Here is a 24,931-nt window from a genome sequence, read left to right on the forward strand (position 1 = left end):
ATGCCTGGTCGGCGGCCTATCGTTCGGGGTGCCCGCTCGCCGGACCGGAGGAGGTCACGTGGATTCCGCTCCGCACCACGGCCACGGCCACGGACACCGCAGCGCTTGGGCGGGGTTGAAGCACGCGGTGACGCCGCACAGCCACGACGCCGCCGACGTCGTGGACGAACCGCTGGCGGCCAGCCGCAAGGGCATGCGGGCGCTGTGGATCTCCTTCGCGGCGCTGCTGGTCACCGCCATCGGGCAGGCCGTGCTGGTGGCCCTCACCGGCTCCGTCGCGCTGCTCGGCGACACCCTGCACAACTTCGCCGACGCGCTGACCGCGGTGCCGATCGCGGTCGCCTTCCTGCTCGCCCGGCGCGCGGCGACCCGCCGCTTCACCTACGGGCTCGGCCGCGCCGAAGACCTCGCCGGACTCGTCGTGCTCGCGGTGATCGCGGCGTCGGCGGCGCTGGCGGGCTGGGAGGCGATCCGGCGGATGGTCGACCCGCAGCAGGTCGAGCACCTGGGCTGGCTCGCGGCCGCCGGGCTGCTGGGCTTCGCCGGCAACGAGCTGGTCGCCCGCTACCGCATCCGGGTGGGCCGGGAGATCGGCTCGGCCGCCCTGGTCGCCGACGGCCTGCACGCGCGCACCGACGGTTTCACCAGCCTCGCCGTGCTCGGCTCGGCCGGCGGCGCCGCGCTGGGCTGGCGCTGGGCGGACCCCGCGATCGGTCTGCTGATCACGGCGGCGATCGCAGCGGTGCTCTGGGGCTCGGCGAAGGAAGTCCTCGGCCGGGTGCTCGACGCGGTGGATCCGGAGCTGGTCGGCCGGGCGGAGCTCGCGCTGGCCGGTGCGCCCGGGGTGCGCGCGGTGGGCGGGCTGCGGATGCGCTGGATCGGCCACGAACTGCACGCGGAGGCCGAACTGGACGTCGCCCCGGAACTCAGCCTCGCCGACGCGCACCGCGTCGCGCACGACGCCGAGCACCGCCTGCGGCACGCCCTGCCGCGGCTCGGCGGCGCGACGATCCACGCCCACCCGGCGGGCGCCGACCACGAGCTGGTCGCGCACCACCACTGATCCCGTTGTCACCCGGGAAGATCTACCGCCGCGCGCGGTCTCCTGCGTAGCCTCGCCTGGTCCGCGACGTGGGAGGTAGCGATGGCCGTGCCGGATCCCGATCGGGCCGAACTGCAAGCCGCAGCAGCCGAACTGGGGCTGGAACTGGACGACGCGACAACGGATTCGTACCTGGCGCTCATCGCGGCGAACGTCGAGGCGTACCGCGTGGTGGACGCGTTCGAGGAGCCCGTCGCCGAAATCCCGCAGCGGCAGTGGAGCGAACCCGGCGACAACCCGTTGGGCGCGTGGTACGCGCGCACCGAGCTGCGCACCCGCGACGACGGGCCGCTGGCGGGCCGCACCGTCGCGCTCAAGGACAACATCTGCCTGGCCGGGGTGCCGATGATGAACGGCTCGTCGACGCTGAAGGGCTACGTCCCGGACGTCGACGCGACGGTGGTGACCCGGCTGCTCGACGCGGGCGCCACCATCGCCGGCAAGGCGCACTGCGAGTTCCTCTGCTTCTCCGGCGGCTCGCACACCGGCGCCGACGGGCCGGTCCGCAATCCGCACAAGCCGACGCACTCCGCCGGCGGTTCCTCCTCGGGCTCGGCGGCGCTGGTCGCCGCGGGCGAGGTGGACTTGGCCATCGGCGGCGACCAGGGCGGTTCCATCCGGATCCCGTCGTCGTGGTGCGGCGCGGTCGGGATGAAGCCGACGCACGGACTGGTGCCCTACACCGGGATCATGCCGATCGAGGCCACCATCGACCACGCCGGGCCGATCACCGCCGACGTCGCCGACAACGCGCTCGTGCTGGAGGCGATCGCGGGCCCGGACGGCCTCGATCCGCGCCAGACCGCAACCCGCACCGACACCTACACGCGGGCGCTCACCGGTGATTGCGGTGGCCTGCGCATCGGCCTGGTGCGCGAGGGATTCGGCACGGCCGGCGCCGAATCCGACGTGGACGAGGCGGTCCGCGAGGCGGCGGGCGTGCTGGCCGGGCTGGGCGCGAAGGTCGCCGAGGCATCGGTGCCGCTGCACAGCTCGGGCGTGGCGATCTGGAGCCCGATCGCCCTCGAAGGCGCGGTGTGGCAGATGCTGCTGGGCAACGGGTTCGGCATGAACTGGCGCGGCGAGTACGTGACGAGCCTGATGACCGCGATGCGCGGCTGGCAGGACCGGGCCGACGAGTTCAGCGAATCGCTCAAGGCGTCGATGCTGGCCGGGAACCTGTTCCGGCGCCGCTACGGCGGCACCACCTACGCGAAGGCGCAGAACCTGGCTCGCGTCCTCACCGCCGCCTACGACGCGGCGTTGGCGGAGTTCGACGTGCTGGTCATGCCGACGCTGCCGATGAAGGCGACGCCGCTGCCGACCGCGGACGGCCCGCGCGAGCTGATCGTGCGGCGCTCGTTCGAGATGATCGGCAACGTCGCGCCGTTCGACGCGACCGGCCACCCGGCGCTGAGCCTGCCCTGCGGGAGCGGCGACGGCCTGCCGATCGGCATGATGCTCATCGGCCGCCACTGGGACGAAGCGACGCTCTACCGCGTCGCCCACGCCTACGAAACCGCCACCTGACCCGCTGTCGAGGCGATGCCCTGAGGAGGCTCGGCACTCGCTCTGGCGGCGATTTCGCGCGAAATCAGCGTTCTCCACGCCTGCGGAATGGCGATTTCGCGCGAAATCGCCAACCCGCAGGCCACCGGGTGCCTTCGGGTCGAAGCGCTTCCTCAGGAGTCCGGAAGCAGGTCTTGCTCGCCGGAGTCCCGCCCGGCGAGGATGGTGGCCGCGATCGCCGCGACCCGCACGACGTCCAGCTGCGGATCGCGGTACTCCTCCAGCCACGCGTCGGTGGCGCGGTTGGCGTGCACCGCGAGGACCGCTCCGACCGACAAGCCGACCGCGCGCCCGACGGCGAGCACGGTTTCGGCCTCCATGTCCATCCCGTCGACGCCGGACCGCTCCACCTCGCGGATGCGTTCCGCGGCGCGGTCTTCCCAGCGCGGCAGCGGTCGGCCCTGGCCGAGGTAGTAGGAGTCGGTCGACAGCACGGTGATCGGGCGGGACGGCCGGGCGAGGCGCCGGGCGGCGGTGGCCAGTGCCTCGGCGACGGCCGGGGTGGGCACCGCGTCCCCGTCCGGCAGGTAGTGGCGCGCCGCGCCGCTCTCGCGCCGGGCGCGCCGCACGATGCCGAGCGTGCCGGGCTCGATCTCCGGGCGCATCGCGCCCATTCCTCCGATGCGGATCACCGTGCGCACGCCCAGCCCGGCTAGCTCCACGAGCGCGATCTCGGTGGACGGGCCGCCGATCCCGGTCGAGCAGACGCCGATCCCGACGCCGTCGAAAAGCCCGGTTCCGACGCGGAATTCCCGGTTCTGCCCGAGGACGCGGAAGGAGCTCAGCACCTCGGCGGCGAGGTCCACCCGCGCCGGATCGCCCGGCAGCAGGCAGATCTCCGGCAGTTCCCCGCGGCGGCACGGGAGGTGCGGCGGCCGGTCACCGTCCCAGGGGTCCGCGGCTCGGCGCGCCATGAGCTGCCCTCCGAAATGCGTCAAATGTCCAATATGGACTGTCCAAGCGGGAGTGATGCGCGCCTCGTCGGGCGCCCTCGGCCTTTACCCGCCGGGAAGCCCGGTGGATGCTGATGCCCGGCATCCGCACGGCGAAAATCTAGCACCGCAACGCGCCGTGCCCTTCCGCAGACCAGGAGTCGTCGAATGGGCCGACAGGTGACGCCTGCCCGCGAGCAGGACAGTTCCGATGAGCGACCGAGCCGCTACGCGAAGCAGGCGATGGTCGCATCCGCGGTCGGCTACGGCATCGACGGGATGGACAACCTCATCCTCGGCGTCGCGCTGACCGCGATCAGCCTCGACGTCGGGCTGTCCCAGACCGAGGCGGGCTCGCTGGCCACGGTGACGCTCATCGGTGCGGTGCTCGGCGGCGTGCTGTTCGGCATCCTGGGCGACTACTTCGGCAGGGTCCGGACGCTGACCTGGTCGGTGATCCTGTTCGCGGTGTTCACCGGCCTCACCGCGCTGGCGCAGGGATACCTCGACCTGGCGATCTACCGGTTCATCGCGGGAGTCGGGCTCGGCGGCGAGTTCGGCGTGGGCATGGCGCTGGTCGCCGAGACCTGGCCGGCGAAGATGCGGGCGCGGGCCACGTCGCTGGTCGGCGTCGGAGGCCAGGCGGGCGTGCTGATCGGCACGCTGGCGGCCGGGCCGATCGTGACCGCGTGGGGCTGGCGGGCGCTGTTCGTGATCGGCGCGATCCCCGCGTTGATCGCTTTCGTGCTCCGCAACCGGCTCGCCGAACCGGAGGCGTTCACCAAGATCGAGCGCGAACGGCGGCGCTTCCCGCTGCGGCTGCTGTTCGCCGACGCGCGGACGACGCGGTCGAGCATCGCGCTGCTGGTGCTGTGCTCGGTGCAGACCTTCGGCTACTACGGCATCATGACCTGGCTGCCGACCTACCTGTCCAAGCAGTTCGGGTTCAGCCTCACCAAGTCCGGCACCTGGACCGCGGTGACGGTGCTGGGCATGGCCGCGGGCATGTGGATCTTCGGGCAGCTCGCCGACCGGATCGGCCGCCGCCGCACGTTCTGGATCTTCCAGGCCGGGGCGATCCTGTCGGTGCTGGGCTACAGCCAGCTCACCGATCAGTACGCGCTGCTGGTCGGCGGTGCGATCATGGGCGTGTTCGTCAACGGCATGCTCGGCGGCTACGGGGCGCTGATGGCCGAGCTGTACCCGACGGCGGCGCGTGCGACCGCCGAGAACGTGCTGTTCAACCTCGGGCGCGCGGTCGGCGGCTTCGCGCCGATCGTGTTCGCGCTGATCGCCCAGTCGTCCAGCTTCGCGGTCGCCATCGCCTTCCTCGCGGTCCTGTACGCGGCGGACATGCTGATGATGTTCCTGCTACCGGACCGCAAGGGCGAAGCCCTCCGGTAGGCCCAGAAACCCCGCAGATCCGACCTTCACACGTCAGGTCTTCAATTTCAATGGAAATCGGACCTCTGATTTCCATTGAAATTGCGGGAGTTGTCCACAGGAGTCGGCATGTCGGGCGACGACACGCCGGTTGCGCTCGTGAGCGGGGATTCCGGTTGGAGCCGGAAAATCACTCACGACCCCTGTTCGGCGCGCACCTGGCCAGGATGTTCATTGACATTGCAGCACCGGCGTAGGCTGTGCCGCCATGGCGGGGATTCGGCGCTTCGAGCGGGCTTTGCTCGGTTGCGGTGCGGTCGGCGCGGTGCTGTTCGTCGTGCTGTTCCTGGTGGAGGGCGCGTTCCGGGCGGGCTACAGCCCGCTGCGGCATCCGGTGAGTTCCCTGTCGATCGGGGAGTCCGGCTGGGTGCAGGCGGTGAACTTCATCGTCACCGGCCTGCTGGTCCTCGCCTTCGCCGTCGGACTGCGGCCCGCGCTGCGGAGGCTGGGCGGTGGCCGCTGGGCGCCGGTGCTGATCGGACTGGTGGGAGTCGGGTTGATCGGCGCCGGGTTCTTCGCGGCGGACCCGATCAGCGGCTACCCGCCGGGCACACCGCCGGTGACCGTCGTGCGAACCACGCACGGTGTGCTGCACGACCTCTTCTCGACACCGGTGTTCACGGCGCTGCCCGCGGCTTGCTGCGTGGTCGGCTACCGCCTCGCCCGCACCGGTCATCGGGCTTGGGCCGCCTACTCGATCGGCACCGCGGTCGTGTTCCTCATCGGGTTCGCGCTGGCCGGCGCCGGATTCGCCCAGAATTCGGCGCTCATGCCGGTCGGCGGCCTCCTCCAACGCCTGACCCTGATCGTCGGCTTCGGTTGGCTCGCGGCGCTCGCGGTCACCCTCCCGCGATTCCAGGGGCTCCCAGGCCCCGCGTGACGCGGGTGCCCGACCCCGCGTGACGCGGGTGCCGGTTCTGCGTCACGCGGGTGCCGGTTCTGCGTGACGCGGGTGCCGGTTCTGCGGGAAACCACGCCGATGCGTGCCGGGTCGTGCTGGTCGTTCCGCAATTTCAATGGAAATCGGACCTCTGATTTCCATTGAAATTGCGGGAGTTGTCCACAGGCGTCGGTGTGTCGGGGTGTGACACGCCGGTGGTCAGCAGTTTCAATTGAAACTGCGGCGGGGGGTGAGCCAGCGCGGCGGCGCTAGCCGAGGCGGGGTGGGAAGCCGCCGGTGGCGATCGGGCCCCAGCGCTCGATGTGGATGCGGATCAGCGACTTGCCCTGCCGGGCCATCGCCTCGCGGTACTCCGCCCAGTCCGGGTGCTCGCCGGAGATGCACCGGAAGTACTCGACGAGCCCGTCGAGCGCATCGGGCATGTCCAGCACCTCGGCGCGGCCGTCGACCTGCACGTACGGCCCGTTCCACTCGTCGGAGAGCACGCAGATCGACACCTGCGGATCGCGGCGGGCGTTGCGGGTCTTGGCCCGCTCCGGGTAGGTCGACACCACGATCCGGCCCTCGGTGTCCACCCCGCAGGTCAGCGGGGACATCTGCGGGCGGCCATCGGCGCGGGTGGTGACCAGGACGCCCCGGTGCCGGGGCCGCAGGAACTCCAGCAGGGCTTCGCGGTCGACTCGATCGGCGCGGGCGATCGCCATGGGTTCGCTCCCCACATCCGGCGGCAAGGTCCGCCACTCAGCCTAGTGGCCGAGTACGGCGGGCGCGTGCGGCGTTGTGGAAGCCGCGTTCGACGGGTGACAATGCGGCACCCGACCGGGAGGCACGGATGCCATTCGCGACCACCGACGGCGGAATCCGCCTGCACTATGAGGAAACCGGCACCGGCGTGCCGCTGGTCTTCGTGCACGAGTTCGGCGGCGACCACCGCTCGTGGGAGCCGCAGGTCCGGCACTTCGCCCGCCGGTACCGCTGCGTCGTGTACGCGGCGCGCGGCTACCCGCCCTCGGACGTCCCCGCCGAACCGGAGCGCTACGGCCAGCACCGCGCGGTCGACGACCTGGTGGCGGTGCTCGACGCGATCGGCGCGGACCGCGCGCACGTGGTGGGCAACTCGATGGGCGGGTTCTGCACCCTCCACTTCGGACTCCGGTATCCCGGCCGGGCCCGGTCGCTGGTCGTCGCAGGCTGCGGCTACGGCGCGCACCCCGGCGCCCGGGAGGAGTTCCGCGCGGAGTTCGAATCGCTCGCGGCCGCCTTCGAAACCGACGGCCCGGCCGAGGTGGCCAAGTGGTACGGCTTCGGCCCGGCGCGCGTGCAGTTCCAGAACAAGGACCCGCGCGGGCACGCCGAACACGTCGAGGTGCTGGCCGAGCACGACGCGGTGGGCGCGGCGCTGACGATCCGCGGGGTGCAGATGACCCGGCCGTCGCTGTACGACCTGCGACCGGAGCTGGCGGCGATGGACGTGCCGACGCTGATCGTCGCCGGCGACGAGGACGACGGCGTGCTGGAGGCCGACCTGATGCTGAAGCGGACCATCCCGCGCAGCGGCCTCGTCGTGCTGCCCAAGACCGGCCACCTCGCGAACCTCGAAGAGCCCGAACTGTTCAACCACCAAGTCGAGCGCTTCCTGGCGCAGGTGGACCACGACCGCTGGCCCGCCCGGGACCCGCGTTCGCCGGTCGCCGTACCCGAGTAGTCGTTGACACCTCGGGCGATCCCGGGTTAGAAGGAGATTCCAGAAAAGCCCTCCGCGTTCACGGCAGGAGACGCCATGCAGTGCAAGGCCGCAGTGCTGGAGACCGCCCCCGGACCGCTCGTGATCAGCGACGTCGACCTCGATTCGCCCGGACCCAACGAGATCCTGATCCGCACCGCCGCGGCCGGGGTGTGCCACTCCGACCTGCACTTCATGGAGGCCAAGTACCCGCATCCGCTGCCCGTGGTGCTCGGCCACGAGTCGGCCGGGGTGATCGAGGCGGTCGGCTCGGCCGTCACCGGCCTGGCGCCCGGCGACCACGTCATCACCTGCCTGTCGGTGTTCTGCGGGCACTGCGAGTACTGCACCACCGGCCGGCCGAACCTGTGCACCAAGGAGGACGTGGTGCGCCCGGCCGACGGCCCGCAGCGGCTCAGCCGCGGCGGCGAGCCGATGCACCAGTTCCTGAACACGTCGAGCTTCGCCGAGCACATGCTGGTGCACGAGCACGCGGCGGTGAAGATCCGGCCGGACATGCCGCTGGACAAGGCGGCGCTGATCGGCTGCGGGGTGACCACGGGGCTCGGGGCGGTGTTCAACACCGCCGGGGTGCGGCCGGGGGAGACCGTGGCGGTGATCGGGTGCGGCGGGATCGGGCTCGCCGCGATCCAGGGCGCGGCGATCGCCGGCGCGGGCCGGGTGATCGCGGTCGACCGCCTGCCGGGAAAGCTGCGCCTGGCAGCGAAGTTCGGCGCCACCGACGTGGTCGACGCGTCCGATGTGGACGCCGTGCAGGCGGTGCTGGAGCTGACCTCCGGCGGCGTGGAGCACTCCTTCGAGGCGGTCGGGCTGGCCAGCGCCGCCGAGCAGAGCTTCCAGATGCTGCGGCCCGGCGGCACGGCGACGATCATCGGCATGATCCCGTTCGGCGAGAAGATCTCGCTGGACGGCTACTCGTTCCTCCGCGAGCGCAAGATCCAGGGCTCGACGATGGGCTCGAACCGCTTCCGCGTCGACATGCCCCGCTACGTCGACATGTACCTCTCGGGCAAGCTCGACCTGGACTCGATGATCAGCGGCACGACCACGCTGGCCGGCATCAACGAGGCCTACGAGAACCTCAAGCGGGGCGAGGTCGCCCGCCAGCTCATCACCTTCGGCTGACGGCTGCTCCGTTCGTGGAGCGACGTTTCCGCCCCGTGGTCAGCCCGCTCGGCGGTAGCCCGTCGGGCCCAGGTGGCGGTGGTTCTCCGCCCTCGGGCCGGGCTCGTGGTCTTCAAGCGCCTCGGCGGTCGTCGTCGTGCGCGGGTTCTGCGCGTCTCCCGGGCGCGGGCCCCAGCGCGACAGGTCGCGGCGCACCACGAGCAGCAGCACCAGGCCCACGACGAGCAGGCCGTGGGAGAGCAGGCGGGTGGCGGGGACCGCGTTGTTGATGATGTCGAAGACGCTGAAACCGCCCAGCACCAACAGGAACGCGGCCATCACCGGCAGCAGGCCGGTGCTCGCGCGGATCCGCCAGGCCGTCCACAGCATGCCCAGGCCGAGCGCCAGGTTCCACGCCGTGCTCTCGTTGAGCAGGTGCCCGGTCATGACGTCGCCCATGCCGTGGTCCGCGAAGTGCGTCACGCCCAGCACCTGCGCGATGCCCAGCGCCACCTGGCACAGCGCGACGGCCGCGAGCAGCACCCGCGGCCACCGGCGCGCGACGGGGGCGCGCATCGTGCGGGCGGCGTCGAGCACGGAATGCGCGAGGTCCGGTGTCGGTTCGACCGGGCGGACCCGCAGCGCGCGGTTCAGCTCCGCCGCGCGCTGCTGCCAGGACCGGCAACCGGCGCATTCCGCGAGGTGACCCTCCAGCCGGCCATCGGGCACTGGCGCCGGCTCGCCGTCCAGCCTCGCCGACAGCGCCTCGCGGTACGTGTAGCAGTCCACGCCCATACTGTCGCTCGGAGGGCGGCCGGAGTTCCCGGCGGGTCGGTGCTTCAACCGGTTCCTTCCGACTGCTGCGTGGTCTTCTCGAGCAGCTGCTCCCGCGCGCGAGCGACCCGGGAGCGCACGGTGCCGATCGGGCAGCCGCAGATCTCGGCGGTTTCCTGGTAGGACAGACCTAGCACCTGGGTGAGCAGCAGCGCCTCGCGGCGTTCGCCGTCGAGCTCGTCCAGCAGCATGTTCAGCTCGACGACGCCCTCGAAACCCGCTCGCTCGCCCGCGCCCCGATCGGCCGCCGCGGCCCAGTCGGCCCCGGCGTCGGTGCGGGGCCGGGAACGTTCGTAGCGCACCTGGTCGACGACCACGCGCCGGGCGATGGACAGCAGCCAGGTGCGCGCCGAGGAACGCCCGGAGAACCGGCGGATGCTCTTGAGCGTCCGCAGGTAGGTCTCCTGCGCGAGGTCGTCGGCGAGGTGAACGCCGGCGAGGTGGGCGATGAAGCGCCACACGTCGCGCTGGGTGCCCCGGATGAATCCCTCCAACGCGCCGCGATCACCTGATCGCGCCGCCAGCGCCAGCTTCGTCAGACGGGCGTCCTCGGCCTCCGAGCGACTCATAGCCCGGCAGGCTAGTAGGCCGGTGACGCTGTGAGTACAGGCGCCTGCGCGGTGTGCCCAGGAGCACAGGTCCCTTGCAGGATGTTCCCAGCCGGCGGGAAATTTCACGTCCGGCGGCGGGAACCGCGGGCGCCCCCGGTCCGACAGGTGTGTCGACGACGCGCATCGATTCGAGGAGGACCGCCGGGATGGCCTGGTACGCGGACGACGAGTTGTGGTCGGTGTTCTCGCCGGTGATGTTCTCGCCCGAGCGGGCCGCATTGGCGGCCGAGGTGGTGACGGACTCGCCGCTGTTCGACTTTCCCACCGGGGCGCGGGTTCTCGACCAGTGCTGCGGGATCGGGTTGTTCACGGTGCCGATCGCGCGCCGCGGATATCCGGTGACGGGCGTCGACCTGAGCCCGCTGCTGCTGGCGCAGGCGGAGAAGGCGTGCGCGGACGCGGGCGTGCGGGCCCGGCTGGAGCGCTCGGACGTGCTGGATTACGTGCGCCCGGGCGAGTTCGACGTGGTGCTGAACCTGTTCACGTCGTTCGGCTACTTCGACGATCCGGAGCAGAACCTCCAGGTGTTGCGCAACGCGCACGCGTCGCTGGCGCCGGGAGGGCAGCTGCTGGTCGACGTGCTCGGCAAGGAGATCTACGCCGGTTGGGTCGGGCCGCCGAAGGTGGTGGAGCTCGACGACGGCATGGTCGTCATGCGCGACACCGTCTTCGACGGCTGGACCCGGTTCCGGACCGACTGGACGCTCGTGCGCGGCGAAGCGGCGAAGCACGCGTCGATCACCTGCTTCGTCTACAGCGCGGCGGAGCTGATCGCGCTGTTCGAGGCGGCGGGCTTCGCGGACGTCGAGTGCTTCGGCGGCTTCGGCGCGGAACCCTACGACAACCACGCGAAGCGGTTGGTGGTCCGCGGGATCCGGCGCGATTGATCTCCCCGGGAACTTCGAGCGGTGACCGCCCGACCAACAGGAGGACGGATTCGCCAGGAGGATGCCGAATGCAGCAGGGCCGGGACGTGTCGACGGTCGAAGCATCCCGCCCGCCCGCGCGAAGCGGCCGGGCGCGGCTGTTCGCGGTCGTGCTCGTGCTGTCGGCGGTGCTGGTCGCGTCGGTGCTGGCGGGCATCGCGCTGGGGCCGACGGTGGTGGCGCCGGACGAGGTCGTGCGTTACCTCCACGCGGCGCTGACTGGCGGCACGATCCGCTTCGACGAGGTGACCGGCTACAGCATCGTCTGGCAGGTCCGCACGCCGCGGGTGCTGCTGGCGGTGGTGGTCGGCGCCGGGCTGAGCGTGGTCGGGGTGGCCATCCAGGCGATGGTGCGCAACGCCCTGGCCGATCCGTTCGTGCTGGGCATCTCGTCGGGAGCGTCGGTGGGCGCGACGGCGGTGGTGGTGTTCGGGGTGTTCGCGAGCCTCGGTGTGTACGCGCTGTCGGTGGCGGCGTTCCTCGGCGCGCTGGCCGCATCGGTGCTGGTCTACGCCGCCGCGAGCAGTCGCGGCGGGATGACCCCGTTGCGGCTGGTGCTCATCGGGATCGCGCTGGCGTACGGGTTCCAGGCCGTGATGAGCGTGCTGGTCTTCCTCGCGCCCAACGGCGACGCCGCGCGGACGGTGCTGTTCTGGCTGCTGGGCAGTCTCGGCGCGGCGAACTGGGGATCGCTGCCGCTGGCGGCGACCGCGGTTGTGGTGTGCGTGCTGGTGCTGAGCCGCCACAGCCGCTCGCTGGACGTGCTGTCGATGGGCGACGAGACGGCGGCCAGCCTCGGGGTTGATGCGGTGGCGCTGCGACGCTGGCTGTTCCTGCTGACATCCGCGGTCACGGGCCTGCTCGTCGCGGTCAGCGGCGCGGTGGCGTTCGTCGGGCTGGTGATGCCGCACCTGGTCCGGATCGTCGTCGGCTCCAGCCATCGCCGGGTGCTGGCGGTGGCGCCGCTGGCCGGGGCGTGCTTCCTGGTGTGGGCCGACCTCGTCTCGCGCACCCTGTTCGCCCCGGAGGAACTCCCGCTGGGCGTGATCACCGCGCTGGTGGGCGTGCCGGTGTTCATCACCCTGCTGCGACGCCGCGGATACCTGTTCGGAGGCCGGTAGATGGACCTGCGCTTGGACGGGGTGGCGGTGGAGATCGCCGGCCGGACGCTCGTCGGCGACCTCGACCTCGACGTCCACAGTGGAGAGATAGTCGGGCTGCTCGGCCCCAACGGCAGCGGGAAGTCCACCGCGCTGCGCTGCGTCTACCGGGCGCTGCGCCCCACCGCCGGTGCGGTGCTGCTCGACGGCGCGGACGTGGCCGGGATGGCGCCGCGCGAGAGCGCCCGGTCGATCGCCGCGCTCACCCAGGAAAGCCGCGGCGAACTGGACTTCACGGTCGCGGAAGTCGTCGCCCTCGGCCGCACCCCGCACCTGCGCGGCAACCAGGCCCTCAGCGAGCGGGAGCACGAGCTGTGCCGGCAGGCGATGGAGCGGGCCGACATCGCGCACCTCGCCGACCGCGGCGTGCTCGGCCTCTCCGGCGGCGAGCGGCAGCGGGTGCTGATCGCGCGGGCGCTGGTGCAGGAGCCGCGCGTGCTGGTGCTCGACGAGCCGACCAACCACCTGGACGTGCGTCACCAGGTGGAACTGCTGTCGTTCCTGCGCTCTTCGGGGCTCACCGTGCTCGTCGCGCTGCACGACCTCAACCTCGCCGCGAGCTGCTGCGATCGCCTCGCGGTGCTCTCCGGCGGCTCGCTGGTCGCCACCGGAAGCCCGGCCGGCGTCCTCACCGCCGAGCTGATCCGCCAGGTGTTCGGCGTGGAGGTCACCGTCGTGACCCATCCGCGCACCGGCGCGCCGCAACTGCTCTACGACCTCAGCGCCGACTACGAAGGGACCCGATCATGATCCGATTCGCGAAGCGGCGGTCGCCGGCAGTGCCATTGGTCGCGGCATTGCTGGCCACCGGCTGCGGCGCGTCGGTGGAACCGGCCGTCCAGAACGGCCCGGCGCCGGTCACGATCACCAACTGCGGCGTGCCGGTGCCCTATCCGCGCCCGCAGCGGCCGGTGTCCTACGACGTCAGCGGCACGGAGAAGATGTTCGCCCTGGGGCTGGCGGACCGGATGCGCGGGTACGTGATGAACGCGCAGGCCGAACCCTCGATCGCCGGTTCGCCGTGGCGGGACGACTACGCCCGCGTGCCCAGGCTCGGGACCTCGCGGATCACCCGGGAGATCGTGGTGGACGCCCAGGCCGACTGGGTGCTGGCCGGCTGGGGTTCGGGGTTCAGCGAGGAGCGCGGCATCACCCCGCAACTGCTCGACCAACTGGGCATCCGCAGCTACGTGCACACCGAAACGTGCTGGGACTACGGCGACAAGAAGCCGGTGCCGCCGCTGGAGGCGCTCTACGCGGACCTGCAGAACCTGGGCCGGATCTTCGGCGTCGAGCAGCGAGCCGACGAACTCGTCGCCGAACTGCGGGGACGCATCGCGAAGGTCGAGCAGGGCCGTCCCGCCGGTGTCACGCCCGTGCCGGTCTTCGTCTACGACTCCGGCGCGGACCAGCCCTACACCGCGGGCCGGTACGCGGCGCCGACCGACATCATCGCCGCGGCGGGCGGGTGGAACGTGCTCGCCGACGTGGGGAAGGGCTGGACGACGGTCGGCTGGGAGTCCGTCGTCGCCGCGAAGCCCGAGGTGATCGTCATCATCGACTACGCGGGGCAGTCCGCGGCGGAGAAGCAGGCGTTCCTCGAATCGCTGCCCGCGATGCGGTCGGTTCCCGCGGTGCAGCAGAAGCGCTACTTCGTGCTGTCCTACGGCGACGCCGTCAGCGGGCCGCGCAACGTCAAGGGAGCCGAAGACTTCGCCGCCTACCTGCGCTCGATCGGGCGGTGAGGCCGTGACCGCGACAGCCCCCGCCGCCGCGGCGACGGTGCACGAGCACATCACAGATGCGCTCAAGACGCCTTCCTTGATCCGGTTGGGCGGCAACGTCGTCCTCGCGAGGTTCGAGACCATGAAGGTCTACGCCGCGCTCGGCGCGGTGCGAACCCTCCTGGAGCGCGGCACGATCCGGCCTGGTCAAACCCTTGTGGACAGTTCGAGCGGCATCTACGCGCTGGCACTGGCGATGGCCTGCCACCGCTACGGCCTGCGCTGCCACATCGTCGCATCGACCACAGTGGACTCCTCGATGCGTGCGCAGCTGGAGGTCCTCGGCGCGACCGTGGACCAGATGCCGCCCTCGCAGGACCTCCGGCTCGATCAGCGGCGGCGCGTGGAGCGCGTGCGGCAACTCCTCGCGGAGCGCCCCGGGATGCACTGGATGCGCCAGTACCACGACGGCGTGCACTACCTGGGCTACCGGGAGTTCGCCGACCTCGTCACCGACGGGCTGCCGGACGGGCCGCTGACGGTGGTCGCCGCGGTCGGCACCGGCGCCTCGTCGGGCGGACTCGTCGAGTCGCTGCGCGGGCGGGGCCGGGAGGTGCGGCTGCTGGGCGTGCAGCCCTTCGGCAGCGTCACGTTCGGCAGCGACGGCCACAGCGATCCCGATGCGATCATCGCCGGGATCGGCAGCTCGATCTGGTTCGACAACGTGCGCCACCACCTCTACGACTCGGTGCACTGGGTCGACTTCCGGCACGCGATGGCCGGCACGGTCGGCCTGCTGCGCGAGCACGCCGTGTTCGCGGGCCTGTCGACCGGCGCGGCGCACCTGGTCGCCGGCTGGGAGTCGGCGCGGCACCCGGAGGGCACGCACCTGGTCATCGGCGCGGACACCGGACATCGCTACGTGGAGCGGGTTTTCGCCCGGCATCGCGAGGCGCTGGACCCCGCCGGGTTGCGGCCGAAGGAGATCACCTCGCTGGACGACCTCGCGCCGCCCTGGTCGGCGATGGAGTGGGCGCGCCGGCGGTGGAGCGAACAGGAGCCGGTGGAATGACGATCGCAGCGCTGGAAGCCCTGACCTTCGGCCTGGGGCGCCTGGTCGACGCCGCCGACCGCGCCGGCCAGCGGCTGTGCCTGCTCACCGGCAACCGCGACATCTACCAGCACGAGCTGTCGCTGCTCGACCCGGGCGCGCTGGACGTCGTCGACGTCGACACCCGCGACATGGCCGCCTGCGCGGCCGCGCTCGAACGGCTTCCCGGGCTCGACGGCCTGATCAACTCCACGGACACCTGGCTGTTGCCGGGCGCCGAGCTCGCGGCCCGGTTCGGCCTGGCGGGCCCGGATCCCGAGGCGGCGCGCACCATTCGCGACAAGCGCGCGGTCCGGGTGCTGATGCACCGGCACGGCCTCAGCCGCGGCACGGCCATCGCGGTGCCCGGCGGCTCGTCGGCGGCCGGACTCGTCCGGCGGGAGGTCGGCCTGCCCGCGGTCCTGAAGGATTCGGCGGGCACCTCTTCGCGCAACGTGTGGCTCGTGCACGACGAGGACCAGCTGCGCAGCGCCGTCGACGAAGCGGCGGACCGGCCGCTGTTCGGTCGGCTGCTCGCCGAGCCGTTCTTCGCCGGGCCGTTGTACAGCGCGGAAACGCTCACCTGGGCGCGCCGGACCCGGCTGCTGGGCGTCCACAGCAGGCAGCTGTCGCGTCAGCAGCACGTGCGGGAGGAAGCGGCCGCGTTCCCCGTCGCGTTCCCGGACGCGGATCGCGCCGGACTGGAGCAGTGGGTGTCGCGGGTGCTCGCGGTCGCCGGTCACCGCGGCGGGTTCGCGCACGTCGAGTTCGTGCTCACCGCCGAGGGGCCGGAACTGGTCGAGATCAACGGCCGGATCGGCGGCGCGATGGTGGGGGAGGCGTTGTGCCGGTCGCTGGGCACCAACGTCTACGAAGCGATGGTCGACATGGCGCTGGGCAAGGAACCGGAACTCCTCGACGCCACCACAGGATCCGGCCCTGCGGTGGCATTCGTGCTGGTCTACCCCGACCGGACCGGCACGTTCACCGGCATGGCCGGGATCGAGCGGCTGGCCGGGTTCCCCGGCGGCCCGGAGTGGTATCCGACGATGACGATCGGGAACCGCATCGAGAGCCTCGCCGACCAGCGCGCCTGCACCGGAATCGTGCTGGCCGAGGCGGCCACGGCCGAACTCGCGCTGCACCGCGCGCTCAGCGCCGCCGGCGGCGTGCACCCGGTCGTCGCCGGGCGCTGAGGTGGCCTCGTTCACCCACCGGCAAGGGTTCCTGCTGGTCAGCTCGTTCTTCATCGCGCTGGGCGGGTTCGCGGTGCTGCCGTACATGTCGGTGGTGCTGCACCAGCGTCTCGGGTTGAACCTGGGGATCGTCGGCGTCGTCCTCGCGGTCGCCTCGCTCGTGCAGTTCGCCGGGGCGATCGCGGGCGCGGCCGTCGCCGAGCGCGTCGGCCTGCAGCGGACCATGGTGCTGGCACTGGTGATCCGGACCGCCGGGTTCGCCGGGTTCGTCGTGGGGCTGCGCTGGCCGGCCGCGGCCGTCGCCGCGCTGGTGCTGACCTCCTGCGGCGCGGCGCTCTACCTCCCGGCGAACAAGGCGTACCTGCTGCTGGGCGTCGAGGAGGACCGCCGTCCGCTGCTGGTGTCGGCCGGGAACTCGGCCATCAACGGCGGAATCGCGCTCGGGCCGGTCGCCGCCGCGCCGTTCGTGCTCGACGACTCGGCGGCGTTGTTCGCAACGGTCGCGGTGCTGTTCGCCGTCGTGACGATCGGGCACGCGCTGCTGCCCGCGGAGCGGGGCGCCGACCGCCCGGTGGGGAAGCCGGACCGGGTGCTGGCCGGAATTCCCCTGCTGCCCTTCGCGATCACCGCCTTGACCTTGTACCTGCACATGTTCTTCTACAACTACCTGGCGGTCTACGCCGTTCCACGAGTGTCCACAGTGTTCTACGGCGTCGCGCTGATGCTCCACTCGCTGGGATTGGTGGTGATGCAGCCGCTGCTGGCCGGCTGGATCGGGCGGCTGCCGTACGCCCGTGCGATGCTGATCGGTTTCGCCGCGATGGCGACCGGCACGGCCGCGCTGGCGTCTGGCGGTGCCGTGGCGATCCTGGCCGGTGCGCTGGCCATCTGCCTCGGCGAGGTGGTGCTGTTCCTGAAGAACGACCTCGAATCCCTCGCCCGTTCCGGGCGGCCACCGGCGGTCGTGTTCGGGCAACAGCGCCTCGCAGCCGGGATCGGCGCCTTCGCCAGCGGCATCATCGGCGGCCTCGGCTACGGCGCGTTCGACGGAGCCGGAAACGCCCACTTCTTCTGGCTGGCGGTGGCGGCGCAGTGCGTGCTCCTGCCGCCGCTGCTGGTCATCGTGTTGCGGCGCCGAGAGAACCCCGAGGAGAGACATGGATCTGGCTAGTGCGAAGGCGGTCGCCGATCGGCTGCGGGCCGACGCCGCCGACCGGGACCGCGCGAACCGGCGGCCGGTCGACGAGGTCGAGCTGCTCCGCGGGTCGGGGCTGATCGTCGTTCCGCCGGACGATCACTTGACCACGCACGCGGTGACCAGGATCGTGGCGGCGGCCGATCCTTCCATCGGGCACCTGCTCGGGTACCACTACCTGCACCTGTGGCGGGCCGGGCTGTTCGGGGATCCCGAGGTGGCCGCGCGGATGCGGCGGGAAACCGCCGAGCACCGGTTGTTCTGGGCGGGCGTGAGCAGCCCGCCCAACCCGGCGGACGCCGGGCTGAGGATGACCACTGTGGACGGAGGATTCCTGGTCAACGGCCGGCGGACGTTCGCCACCGGTGCCGCCGTCGCGGACCGGCTGATCGCGAGCGCCCGGGACGACGACGGCGAGATCCGCACGTTCCTGGTGGACGCCCGTGCGCCCGGCATCGGCCACCCCGACGACTGGGACAACATCGGGCAACGCCTGTCGGCCAGCGGCAGCGTCGTCTTCGACGACGTGCGCGTCGACGCGGACGACGTCCTGGGCTCGCCGCCGAGCGGTGACGTCCGGATCTCCCTGACATCGCTGGCCTTCCAGGCGATCCTCGCCCAGATCTGCGTGGCGATCGCCGAAGGCGCACTCGCGGAGGCCGCCGACCACACCCGCCGCCGCGCCCGGCCCTGGCTGCTCAGCGGCGTGGCCGCCGCGGCAGAGGACCCGTACGTCCTGGCGGGCTACGGCGAGCTGGTCGCGAGCGTCCGGGCGGCAGGTCTGCTCGCCGACCACGGCACGGCCGCGCTGCAGGACGCGGCGGATCGGGGTGCCGAGTTGACCGCGGAACAGCGCGGCGCGGCGGCCACGACCATCGCCGCGGCGAAGATCGTCGCCACCAGGACCGTCAACGAGACGACGGCCAGGATCTTCGAGTTCCTCGGCGCGAGGGCCACGGCCGGTTCCTTCGGATTCGACCGGTTCTGGCGAAATGCCCGTACCCTGACGTTGCACGATCCGGTGGTCTACAAGGCCCGTGAACTCGGCGCCCACCACCTCACCGGCGAGCCGCCCGAGCCCACCGCCTACAGCTGAGCGGCGTGACCGCGGGCATCCGCCTGTGGAAGTATGCGACCGCCCGCGAACGAGGTGCGGGCCGGACTCGTGTGGCGGTCGTGCCCGGAGTGACGCGGGAGCTTCTCGGAAAGCGGCAGTCGAATGGCAAGTGGTAACCGGTACGTCCAGCTCGGGCTGATCGCCGCCGTGCAGGTGCTCGCCATGGCGATGTGGTTCTCCGCCTCCGCCGTCGTGCCCGCGCTGCGCGAGGCGTGGCGCATCAGCGACGTGCAGGCCGTCTGGCTGACCGCATCGGTGCAGGTCGGGTTCGTCGCCGGGGCCGTCGTGTCGGCCGCGGCCAACCTGCCCGACCGCTTCCCGCCGCAGCGGGTGGTCGCCTGCTCCGCGCTCGGCGCGGCGGCCGCGACCGTCGCCGTCCCGCTGCTCGCCGACAGCTTCGGCCCGGCGGTGCTCTGCCGGCTGTGCGCGGGCTTCTTCCTCGCCGGCGTCTACCCGGTGGGCATGAAGCTGATGGCCTCGTGGTTCGGTGCCGCCGGGCGCGGGCTCGCGCTCGGCGTGCTCATCGGCGCGCTCACCGTCGGCTCCGCACTGCCGCACCTGATCAAGGGTCTCGACGGCCTGCCGTGGCAGGGCGTGCTCATCACCGCGGCCGCCATCGGTGTCGGGGCGGCGGTGCTGGCGGCGATGTTCGTGCGGCCGGGACCGCACCTGTCCGGCGGCGGCGCGAGCCACCGGCCGCGGTACGCGCTAGAGATGTTCCGGGAGCGCGGGCCGAGGCTGGCCAACCTCGGCTACTTCGGCCACATGTGGGAGCTGTACGCGCTGTGGACGTGGCTGCCGTCGTACGTGGCCGTGAGCACCGGGAGCGGGGAGGCGACCGTCGGCCTGGTCTCGTTCGCGGCCATCGGCGTCGCCGGCGTCCTCGGCTGCCTGCTCGGTGGCTGGGCCGCCGACCGCTTCGGGCGGGCTCCCGCGGCCGGGACGGCCCTCGTCGTCAGCGGCGCGTGCTGCCTGCTGTCCCCGCTGGTGTTCGGCGCGTCGTGGCCGCTGCTCCTGGTGCTGCTCGCGATCTGGGGCGCGGCGGTGATCGCGGATTCCGGCGTGTTCTCCACGGCCCTCAGCGAGGTCGCCGACTCCCGCTACGTCGGCACGGCGCTGACTGCGCAGACCGCGATCGGCTTCCTGCTGACGGTGGTCACGATCAACCTCGTGCCGGTGCTCTCGGCGCTCGTCGGCTGGCGATTCGCCTTCCTCGTCCTCGCGCCGGGCCCGATCCTCGGGGCGCTCGCGATGCGCGCGCTGGGGCGCCGGGCGGAACCGGCCGGCTAGCGGCTGTCCCGGATGCGGCGGGGCAGGCTTGTGCCTTGCGGGAGATGAAGCGAACGGCCTGTTCACCTCGTCTATCGGGGCGATTGGTCCGTTCACTCCGCGCCAGCTGGTGTCGGGTGGGTGGCGAACGGCCTGTTCACCTCGTCTATCGGAACGATCGGTCCGTTCACTCCGCGCCAGGCAGCGCGCACGCGCCACTGCGCGAACAAGTGCGCAAGCAGGCGCGCTAGCGGACGCTGCGGAAGTTGTCCGCCGGCACGTGGACGGAGTCGCCCGACTCCAAGGTCACCGCGACCTCGTCGGGTCGCCACTCGACGGACCGGATCCGCGGCTCACCGGAGCCGAACCTCAGCCGCACCGGGTAGTAGTGGTCGGCCGCGCCCGGGCCGATCCGCAGCTCGTGCCAGGTGCCGGTCAGCCGGGTGACCCGAACCAGGTAGAGCTCGCTCGCCCACCGGGAACCCGAGTACTCGTAGGTCACCCCGGAATCCCGGGACGATTCCTCGTGCAACACCGCCTCGCGCAAGGTGATCGATGGGCCGAGGAAGATGAGCGCGCCGAAGAGCACCGCGCCGACGAGGAGTCCTGCCGCGACCGGCAGGATCAGCAGTTTGCGGGACACCGCGCCCAGTATGCCAAGGGCGCGGTTCAGCCGGACTTCTCCCGGAACACCCACCACCGCGATGCGGTGTAGGTGAACGCCGCGACGCACGCCCCGGCGGCCATCCGCGACAGCCGGAAGTCGACGCCCAGCGCCGAAACCCCCGTGGTCACGCCCATCGTGAGCAGGTAGTCGCACGCGATCACCACCGCGTAGCGGAGGGCCTGGCCGCCGACCGGGGCGTGCGACCGGAAGTTGACCGTGCGGTTGAGCACGAAGTTCAGCCCGAAGGCGGCCACGTACGCCACGGTGACGGCGGCCGGCAGCGGCAGCGCGGTCCAGGCGCGCAGCGCCGCCAGGATCCCGAGGTCGATCAGGAACGTGAACCCGCCCAGCATCAGGAATCCGACGAGTTCGCGGGACAGCACCCGGCGCAGCCGGGTGGGAAGCCGGTCGACCCACGAGGTGAGCAGGTCGCCGACCCGCTCGGCGGTGCTCGTCCTGGTCGTCGTGGTCTGCTCGTCCATCCTCATCCCGCTGCGGCGATGGCGTCGTGGGTCCGCACCCGAACCTATGAGATCTCGTCGGCGGAAAGTTGTCCGCCTGATCCATGCCGTCATCGGTATGCCTTCGCCGAGTGTTCAGGGGCTGTTCGGCATCCGTTCCGCCACCGTCCCCGAACCGCCGCGATCCCGCGAATGTCCACATTGGATCAGATTCGTGGCTACCGGCTGTCAGCGCCGCGGTTGGCCACCGCCCGCGGGCGGCGGACAATGGCAGGGACAACTACCGTCGGCGGTCCAGGAGCCAGCGATGCGCCACACCAACCTCACCGCGGAACCGGCCGAATATGCCAGCGCCCGCGAGGAGCTGCGCCAGGCCGAGATCGAGCTGATGCGCCAGCGCGAGCAGGTCGCCGACCTGCGCCGCAGGCTGCCGCCGGGACCGGTCGTCGACGACTACGCGTTCGAAGAAGGCCCGGCGGACCTCGATGCGGGCGACGAGCCCGTGCGGACCGTGCGGCTGAGCGAACTGTTCACCGGGCCCGGCCGCGATCTGGTGATCTACCACCTGATGTACGGCAAGCGGCAGACCGAGCCGTGCCCCATGTGCACGATGTGGATCGACGGCTTCAACGGCGTCGCCCGCCACGTCGCGCAGAACGTCGACCTCGCGGTCGTGGCCGCCGCCGGCCTGCCGGAGCTGCGCGCGCACGCCCGGCGCCGGGGGTGGACGAACCTCCGCCTGCTCAGCGCCGGGACCGGTACGTTCAAGTACGACCTCGGCAGCGAGGACGCGGACGGCGACCAGGACTCGACGGTGTCGGTGTTCACCCGCGACGGCAGCGGATCGGTCCGCCACTTCTACTCGGCGCACCCGCGCATGGCCGACGACATCGACCAGCGCGGCATCGACCTGCTCAGCCCGGTCTGGCACCTCCTCGACCTCACGCCCCGGGGCCGGGGCGACTGGTTCGCCGCCCTGGACTACTAGAGAGTGTTTCGAAATTGGTTCGCGCAGCGGTGCGGGTGGCGGAACCTCAGATGCCCCCTCGCTGTGGGATCCCCGACATCATGAATGACCAATTCACCACGTCGGGGCTGTCCTCGCTGGGAGAACTCCAGGGGAGTGGGCACCGAGAACCCGCGGCGGTGCGAGTTGAGTCCGCCACCGCAAGCGGCTACCGCCGCTCATAAAACGACCTAGCCCGGGTCACTCCGGCCGGACGAGGATCTTGACGTTGGCCTCCTTGTTGCCGACGAGCTCGTCGAACCCCTTCGCCACGATGTCGTCGAGCCCGATGCGGCCGGTGATGAACTGGAACGGGTCGACCTTGCCAGCGGCGATCATCTCGATGGTCGCGGGATGGTCACCGGCGTAGGCGAGGCTGCCGACGAGGTTGATCTCGCCGAACACCAGATCGTTCATCGCGACCGCGGCCTCGTGGCCCCAGATCGCGACGTTCACGCAGGTGCCACCGGCACGCGTGGCGCGGATCGCCGACTTCAGCACGGCGTCGATCCCGGCGCACTCGAACGTCACGTCGGCGCCGCGCCCCCCGGTCAGCTCCAGCACGGCGGCAGCGACATCCACTGTGGACGGATCGAGCACGTGTTCGGCGCCGGCCGCGTGCGCTTTGGCCTTGCGCACCTCCGCCGGTTCCACGGCGATCACCCGCTCGACGCCCGCCGCCCGGAGCGCGGCGGTGGTCACCAGGCCGATGGGGCCGGTCCCGAAGACCGCGGCGGTGTGCCCCGGGCGGGCGCCGGAGAGCCGCACCGCGTGGTAGGCGACCGCCAGCGGCTCGACGAGCGCCCCGACGTCGGTGCCGAGCTCGCCGAGCGGGTGGATCCAGCGGCGCTCGGCCACGACGAACTGCGAGAATCCGCTGCCCCCGCCGGAAAGCCCGACGAAACCCAGGCTGCGGCAGACGTTGTACCGGCCCTGCAAGCAGGGGTCGCACCGCCCGCACACCAGGTACGGCTCGACGGCGACGCGGTCGCCGACCCGCAGGTCGAGCACCCCGTCGCCGAGCTCGCTGACGACTCCGGCGAACTCGTGGCCGAGCGTGAGGGGCACGGTTTCGCCGGTGAGGGGGTGCGGGGCGCCCGCGCGCGGCGCGAAGATCGGGCCTTCGAGGTATTCGTGCAGGTCGGTGCCGCAGATCCCGCACCACTCGACCGCCACCTTGACGGTGCCGGGGCGGGTCGTGGGTTCCGGCACGTCGTCGATGCGGATGTCGCCACGGCCGTGGAAGCGTGCTGCTCTCATCGCGGTTCCCTCGCTCGGCAGGATGTTGCGGACGCCATCCCGAGGATGCGCCGAGCCGAGCCGAGGTGGAAGAGCACCGGGCCGCGACGCGGAACCTGCCGGGCCAGGTCGACGAGACGGGATCAGGGTTCGTGGTGGGTGCGGCCGGTCAGGCCGGCCGCGGTCAGGGTGAGGTGCTGGGCCAGTGCCTCGGCCGCGGCGTCGGCGTCGCGGGCCAGTGCCGCCTCCTCCAGCCGGCGGTGCTCGCCGACGTGGTCCCGGCCGGGGGTCCGGTGCGCCGACCAGCGGCGAGCCAGCTCGCTCGCGGACCACATCCGGTCGAAGGTCTCCAGCAGGACGGGGTTGCCGCACCCCTCCAGCAAGGTGCGGTGGAAGACCCGGTGCGCTTCGGACCATGCGCCGCTGACGTACTGGCCCCCTTCCGGCACGAACGCCGGGGTGCGGGCCAGGCGGTGGTGGGCGGCGCGCACGCGGGCCTCCCAGTCGAGGTCACCGCGCTCGATGGACATGCGCAGCACGAGCGGTTCGATGGTCCGGCGGGCCTCCGCGATCTCCTGCCAGCGGCGGTCGGAGAAGGCGGGGACGGCGAAGCCGCGGTTGGGCAGCCGGTCGGCGAGGCCCTCGCCGACCACCCGCACGAGCGCCTCGCGCACGACGGCCAGGCTCACGCCCTGTTCCTTGGCGAGGTCCTGCGGTTTGAGTGCCTCACCGGGGGCGTAGTCCCCGCGCATGATCGCGTCCCGCAGATGTGCGTAGACCTGCTCGGAGAGCATCTGCTTTCCCGACGAGGTCGAGGTGTGGGCCGTCCGGGGCATCCCGCCAGCGTAGACGATCCGGTAGAAAATCGATTATTTGTGTTATGGTCGATTTGTTGGTGGTGCCTCTGAGCGAAGGGCTTCCGCCGGCCGGATCATCGCCACTCCCGCAGCACGGCCTGAGAGGACGACGCCATGAGCGCCAGCGACCCTGCCACCCTGATCGGTGCGGCGGAAACGCCGCGCGTGGGCGAAGACGCCGAGCGGATCGAGGTTTCCCGGCTCATCCCCGCCCCGGCCGGCGACATCTTCGCGGTCCTGACCGACCCGAAGGGCCACGTGGACATCGACGCGTCGGGAATGCTCATGGACGCCGAAGGGGAACGGGTCGAGCGGCCCGGCGACCGGTTCGTGGTCCACATGGACCGGGACGCCCTCGGGGACGTCCCCCTGGGCAAGTACGACGTCGAGGTCGTCATCGTCAGGCTCACCCAGGACGAGGAGATCGCCTGGACCGTCGAAGCCCGGGTCCGGCCCCACGCCCGCCACATCTACGGCTACCGGTTGGAGTCGGCCGAGGGCGGCACCCTCGTCACCTCCTACTACGACTGGTCGGAGATCGACGAGGTGTGGAAGGAGCGCATGGTCTTCCCGGTGGTCCCCGAGTCCGCGCTCAAGGCCACCCTCGGGATCCTCGAACGCACCGTCCGCCGGCGAGCCGCCGCCGAGACCTGCTGAGGCAGAAAGATCAACGGGACGGCAGCGAGCTTCCTCCGGTCGTGCCACGTGGTGAACGACGTGGAGTTCCCGCCAGCTGGCCGAGTGCTCGTCGTCATCGGCGATGCCGTGGGCGCAGGACACTTGC

The 24,931-nt window shown here is 71.7% G+C and carries 25 protein-coding genes; 17 read left to right on the forward strand and 8 right to left on the reverse strand.

Annotation, left to right across the window (positions count from 1 at the left end; translation table 11 throughout):
- The first annotated feature begins 58 nt into the window (after positions 1 to 58).
- Positions 59 to 1,063, forward strand: a complete 1,005-nt coding sequence (locus ACWEV3_RS07850) for a cation diffusion facilitator family transporter (RefSeq protein ID WP_452613140.1) — start codon at positions 59 to 61, stop codon at positions 1,061 to 1,063.
- A gap of 81 nt (positions 1,064 to 1,144) precedes the next feature.
- Entirely contained in the window at positions 1,145 to 2,632 is a 1,488-nt protein-coding gene (locus tag ACWEV3_RS07855; protein WP_452613141.1) for an amidase, read from the forward strand.
- A gap of 152 nt (positions 2,633 to 2,784) precedes the next feature.
- Here ACWEV3_RS07855 and ACWEV3_RS07860 read toward each other — a convergent pair whose 3' ends face one another.
- A complete protein-coding gene (locus tag ACWEV3_RS07860) occupies positions 2,785 to 3,585 on the reverse strand; it encodes a nucleoside phosphorylase (RefSeq protein ID WP_452613142.1) in 801 nt (266 codons plus the stop codon).
- Between the two features lie 186 nt (positions 3,586 to 3,771).
- Here ACWEV3_RS07860 and ACWEV3_RS07865 point away from each other — a divergent pair, with 186 nt between their 5' ends.
- On the forward strand, positions 3,772 to 5,007 hold the full coding sequence (locus ACWEV3_RS07865; protein WP_452613143.1) for an MFS transporter: 1,236 nt from the start codon (positions 3,772 to 3,774) through the stop codon (positions 5,005 to 5,007).
- 247 nt (positions 5,008 to 5,254) lie between these two features.
- Positions 5,255 to 5,926, forward strand: coding sequence for a DUF998 domain-containing protein (locus ACWEV3_RS07870; RefSeq protein ID WP_452613144.1), 672 nt, complete (start codon positions 5,255 to 5,257; stop codon positions 5,924 to 5,926).
- 269 nt (positions 5,927 to 6,195) lie between these two features.
- Here the strand turns inward: ACWEV3_RS07870 and ACWEV3_RS07875 are convergent, their stop codons facing one another.
- Positions 6,196 to 6,651, reverse strand: a complete 456-nt coding sequence (locus ACWEV3_RS07875; protein ID WP_452613145.1) for a PPOX class F420-dependent oxidoreductase — start codon at positions 6,649 to 6,651, stop codon at positions 6,196 to 6,198.
- A 128-nt stretch (positions 6,652 to 6,779) separates the two neighbouring features.
- On the opposite strand from ACWEV3_RS07875, the gene ACWEV3_RS07880 reads away from it, so the two are divergent.
- Together ACWEV3_RS07880 and ACWEV3_RS07885 are read left to right on the forward strand one after the other, a co-directional pair.
- Positions 6,780 to 7,652, forward strand: coding sequence for an alpha/beta fold hydrolase (locus ACWEV3_RS07880; RefSeq protein ID WP_452613146.1), 873 nt, complete (start codon positions 6,780 to 6,782; stop codon positions 7,650 to 7,652).
- Positions 7,653 to 7,727: 75 nt separating this feature from the next.
- Positions 7,728 to 8,816, forward strand: a complete 1,089-nt coding sequence (locus tag ACWEV3_RS07885) for a Zn-dependent alcohol dehydrogenase (RefSeq protein WP_452613147.1) — start codon at positions 7,728 to 7,730, stop codon at positions 8,814 to 8,816.
- A gap of 39 nt (positions 8,817 to 8,855) precedes the next feature.
- Here ACWEV3_RS07885 and ACWEV3_RS07890 read toward each other — a convergent pair whose 3' ends face one another.
- Both ACWEV3_RS07890 and ACWEV3_RS07895 read right to left on the reverse strand, forming a co-directional pair.
- Entirely contained in the window at positions 8,856 to 9,584 is a 729-nt protein-coding gene (locus ACWEV3_RS07890; RefSeq protein ID WP_452613148.1) for a zf-HC2 domain-containing protein, read from the reverse strand.
- Positions 9,585 to 9,634: 50 nt separating this feature from the next.
- Positions 9,635 to 10,198, reverse strand: coding sequence for a sigma-70 family RNA polymerase sigma factor (locus ACWEV3_RS07895; RefSeq protein ID WP_452613149.1), 564 nt, complete (start codon positions 10,196 to 10,198; stop codon positions 9,635 to 9,637).
- A 188-nt stretch (positions 10,199 to 10,386) separates the two neighbouring features.
- On the opposite strand from ACWEV3_RS07895, the gene ACWEV3_RS07900 reads away from it, so the two are divergent.
- The 9 genes from ACWEV3_RS07900 (at position 10,387) to ACWEV3_RS07940 (ending at position 19,938) form a co-directional block, all read left to right on the forward strand.
- Positions 10,387 to 11,127 carry a class I SAM-dependent methyltransferase gene (locus ACWEV3_RS07900; RefSeq protein ID WP_452613150.1) on the forward strand — a complete coding sequence of 247 codons (741 nt, stop codon included), beginning with the start codon at positions 10,387 to 10,389 and terminating at the stop codon, positions 11,125 to 11,127.
- Positions 11,128 to 11,195: 68 nt separating this feature from the next.
- Positions 11,196 to 12,287, forward strand: a complete 1,092-nt coding sequence (locus ACWEV3_RS07905) for a FecCD family ABC transporter permease (RefSeq protein ID WP_452613151.1) — start codon at positions 11,196 to 11,198, stop codon at positions 12,285 to 12,287.
- A complete protein-coding gene (locus ACWEV3_RS07910) occupies positions 12,288 to 13,076 on the forward strand; it encodes an ABC transporter ATP-binding protein (protein WP_452613152.1) in 789 nt (262 codons plus the stop codon). It abuts the gene before it with no gap.
- The gene (locus ACWEV3_RS07915; protein WP_452613153.1) at positions 13,073 to 14,071 is read left to right on the forward strand and encodes an ABC transporter substrate-binding protein; all 999 of its coding nucleotides are present in this window, start codon (positions 13,073 to 13,075) and stop codon (positions 14,069 to 14,071) included. The genes ACWEV3_RS07910 and ACWEV3_RS07915 overlap by 4 nt, the downstream gene beginning before the upstream one ends.
- A 4-nt stretch (positions 14,072 to 14,075) precedes the next feature.
- Entirely contained in the window at positions 14,076 to 15,122 is a 1,047-nt protein-coding gene (locus tag ACWEV3_RS07920) for a pyridoxal-phosphate dependent enzyme (RefSeq protein ID WP_452613154.1), read from the forward strand.
- Positions 15,119 to 16,336, forward strand: coding sequence for an ATP-grasp domain-containing protein (locus ACWEV3_RS07925; RefSeq protein ID WP_452613155.1), 1,218 nt, complete (start codon positions 15,119 to 15,121; stop codon positions 16,334 to 16,336). Before ACWEV3_RS07920 ends, ACWEV3_RS07925 begins: the two co-directional genes overlap by 4 nt.
- A gap of 1 nt (position 16,337) precedes the next feature.
- A complete protein-coding gene (locus ACWEV3_RS07930; RefSeq protein WP_452613156.1) occupies positions 16,338 to 17,507 on the forward strand; it encodes an MFS transporter in 1,170 nt (389 codons plus the stop codon).
- Positions 17,494 to 18,627 carry an acyl-CoA dehydrogenase family protein gene (locus ACWEV3_RS07935; protein WP_452613157.1) on the forward strand — a complete coding sequence of 378 codons (1,134 nt, stop codon included), beginning with the start codon at positions 17,494 to 17,496 and terminating at the stop codon, positions 18,625 to 18,627. The genes ACWEV3_RS07930 and ACWEV3_RS07935 overlap by 14 nt, the downstream gene beginning before the upstream one ends.
- A 123-nt stretch (positions 18,628 to 18,750) precedes the next feature.
- On the forward strand, positions 18,751 to 19,938 hold the full coding sequence (locus tag ACWEV3_RS07940; protein WP_452613158.1) for an MFS transporter: 1,188 nt from the start codon (positions 18,751 to 18,753) through the stop codon (positions 19,936 to 19,938).
- 226 nt (positions 19,939 to 20,164) lie between these two features.
- Here ACWEV3_RS07940 and ACWEV3_RS07945 read toward each other — a convergent pair whose 3' ends face one another.
- Complete coding sequence (locus tag ACWEV3_RS07945; RefSeq protein WP_452613159.1) at positions 20,165 to 20,560, reverse strand: hypothetical protein; 396 nt, start codon at positions 20,558 to 20,560, stop codon at positions 20,165 to 20,167.
- Positions 20,561 to 20,586: 26 nt separating this feature from the next.
- Positions 20,587 to 21,066 (reverse strand): GtrA family protein, encoded by a 480-nt coding sequence (locus tag ACWEV3_RS07950; RefSeq protein ID WP_452613160.1) that lies wholly within the window; start codon positions 21,064 to 21,066, stop codon positions 20,587 to 20,589.
- 286 nt (positions 21,067 to 21,352) lie between these two features.
- On the opposite strand from ACWEV3_RS07950, the gene ACWEV3_RS07955 reads away from it, so the two are divergent.
- The gene (locus tag ACWEV3_RS07955; protein WP_452613161.1) at positions 21,353 to 22,033 is read left to right on the forward strand and encodes a DUF899 family protein; all 681 of its coding nucleotides are present in this window, start codon (positions 21,353 to 21,355) and stop codon (positions 22,031 to 22,033) included.
- Positions 22,034 to 22,252: 219 nt separating this feature from the next.
- On the opposite strand, the gene ACWEV3_RS07960 is transcribed toward ACWEV3_RS07955, so the two are convergent.
- Entirely contained in the window at positions 22,253 to 23,311 is a 1,059-nt protein-coding gene (locus tag ACWEV3_RS07960; RefSeq protein ID WP_452613162.1) for a 2,3-butanediol dehydrogenase, read from the reverse strand.
- Between the two features lie 122 nt (positions 23,312 to 23,433).
- Positions 23,434 to 24,084: a GntR family transcriptional regulator gene (locus ACWEV3_RS07965; RefSeq protein ID WP_452613207.1), complete on the reverse strand. Its 651-nt coding sequence runs from the start codon at positions 24,082 to 24,084 to the stop codon at positions 23,434 to 23,436.
- Positions 24,085 to 24,261: 177 nt separating this feature from the next.
- Here ACWEV3_RS07965 and ACWEV3_RS07970 point away from each other — a divergent pair, with 177 nt between their 5' ends.
- On the forward strand, positions 24,262 to 24,804 hold the full coding sequence (locus tag ACWEV3_RS07970) for an SRPBCC family protein (protein WP_452613163.1): 543 nt from the start codon (positions 24,262 to 24,264) through the stop codon (positions 24,802 to 24,804).
- The last annotated feature ends 127 nt before the right edge of the window (positions 24,805 to 24,931 follow it).

The organism is Saccharopolyspora sp. NPDC003752, from assembly GCF_053605825.1.

What these genes read in the sequence shown, in the direction of transcription:
- ACWEV3_RS07855 (WP_452613141.1), top strand. Translation starts at nt 1,145, where the DNA reads ATGGCCGTGCCGGATCCCGATCGGGCCGAACTGCAAGCCGCAGCAGCC.
- ACWEV3_RS07860 (WP_452613142.1), bottom strand. Translation starts at nt 3,585, where the DNA reads ATGGCGCGCCGAGCCGCGGACCCCTGGGACGGTGACCGGCCGCCGCAC.
- ACWEV3_RS07865 (WP_452613143.1), top strand. Translation starts at nt 3,772, where the DNA reads ATGGGCCGACAGGTGACGCCTGCCCGCGAGCAGGACAGTTCCGATGAG.
- ACWEV3_RS07870 (WP_452613144.1), top strand. Translation starts at nt 5,255, where the DNA reads ATGGCGGGGATTCGGCGCTTCGAGCGGGCTTTGCTCGGTTGCGGTGCG.
- ACWEV3_RS07875 (WP_452613145.1), bottom strand. Translation starts at nt 6,651, where the DNA reads ATGGCGATCGCCCGCGCCGATCGAGTCGACCGCGAAGCCCTGCTGGAG.
- ACWEV3_RS07880 (WP_452613146.1), top strand. Translation starts at nt 6,780, where the DNA reads ATGCCATTCGCGACCACCGACGGCGGAATCCGCCTGCACTATGAGGAA.
- ACWEV3_RS07885 (WP_452613147.1), top strand. Translation starts at nt 7,728, where the DNA reads ATGCAGTGCAAGGCCGCAGTGCTGGAGACCGCCCCCGGACCGCTCGTG.
- ACWEV3_RS07895 (WP_452613149.1), bottom strand. Translation starts at nt 10,198, where the DNA reads ATGAGTCGCTCGGAGGCCGAGGACGCCCGTCTGACGAAGCTGGCGCTG.
- ACWEV3_RS07900 (WP_452613150.1), top strand. Translation starts at nt 10,387, where the DNA reads ATGGCCTGGTACGCGGACGACGAGTTGTGGTCGGTGTTCTCGCCGGTG.
- ACWEV3_RS07905 (WP_452613151.1), top strand. Translation starts at nt 11,196, where the DNA reads ATGCAGCAGGGCCGGGACGTGTCGACGGTCGAAGCATCCCGCCCGCCC.
- ACWEV3_RS07910 (WP_452613152.1), top strand. Translation starts at nt 12,288, where the DNA reads ATGGACCTGCGCTTGGACGGGGTGGCGGTGGAGATCGCCGGCCGGACG.
- ACWEV3_RS07915 (WP_452613153.1), top strand. Translation starts at nt 13,073, where the DNA reads ATGATCCGATTCGCGAAGCGGCGGTCGCCGGCAGTGCCATTGGTCGCG.
- ACWEV3_RS07925 (WP_452613155.1), top strand. Translation starts at nt 15,119, where the DNA reads ATGACGATCGCAGCGCTGGAAGCCCTGACCTTCGGCCTGGGGCGCCTG.
- ACWEV3_RS07935 (WP_452613157.1), top strand. Translation starts at nt 17,494, where the DNA reads ATGGATCTGGCTAGTGCGAAGGCGGTCGCCGATCGGCTGCGGGCCGAC.
- ACWEV3_RS07940 (WP_452613158.1), top strand. Translation starts at nt 18,751, where the DNA reads ATGGCAAGTGGTAACCGGTACGTCCAGCTCGGGCTGATCGCCGCCGTG.
- ACWEV3_RS07950 (WP_452613160.1), bottom strand. Translation starts at nt 21,066, where the DNA reads ATGGACGAGCAGACCACGACGACCAGGACGAGCACCGCCGAGCGGGTC.
- ACWEV3_RS07955 (WP_452613161.1), top strand. Translation starts at nt 21,353, where the DNA reads ATGCGCCACACCAACCTCACCGCGGAACCGGCCGAATATGCCAGCGCC.
- ACWEV3_RS07960 (WP_452613162.1), bottom strand. Translation starts at nt 23,311, where the DNA reads ATGAGAGCAGCACGCTTCCACGGCCGTGGCGACATCCGCATCGACGAC.
- ACWEV3_RS07965 (WP_452613207.1), bottom strand. Translation starts at nt 24,084, where the DNA reads ATGCTCTCCGAGCAGGTCTACGCACATCTGCGGGACGCGATCATGCGC.
- ACWEV3_RS07970 (WP_452613163.1), top strand. Translation starts at nt 24,262, where the DNA reads ATGAGCGCCAGCGACCCTGCCACCCTGATCGGTGCGGCGGAAACGCCG.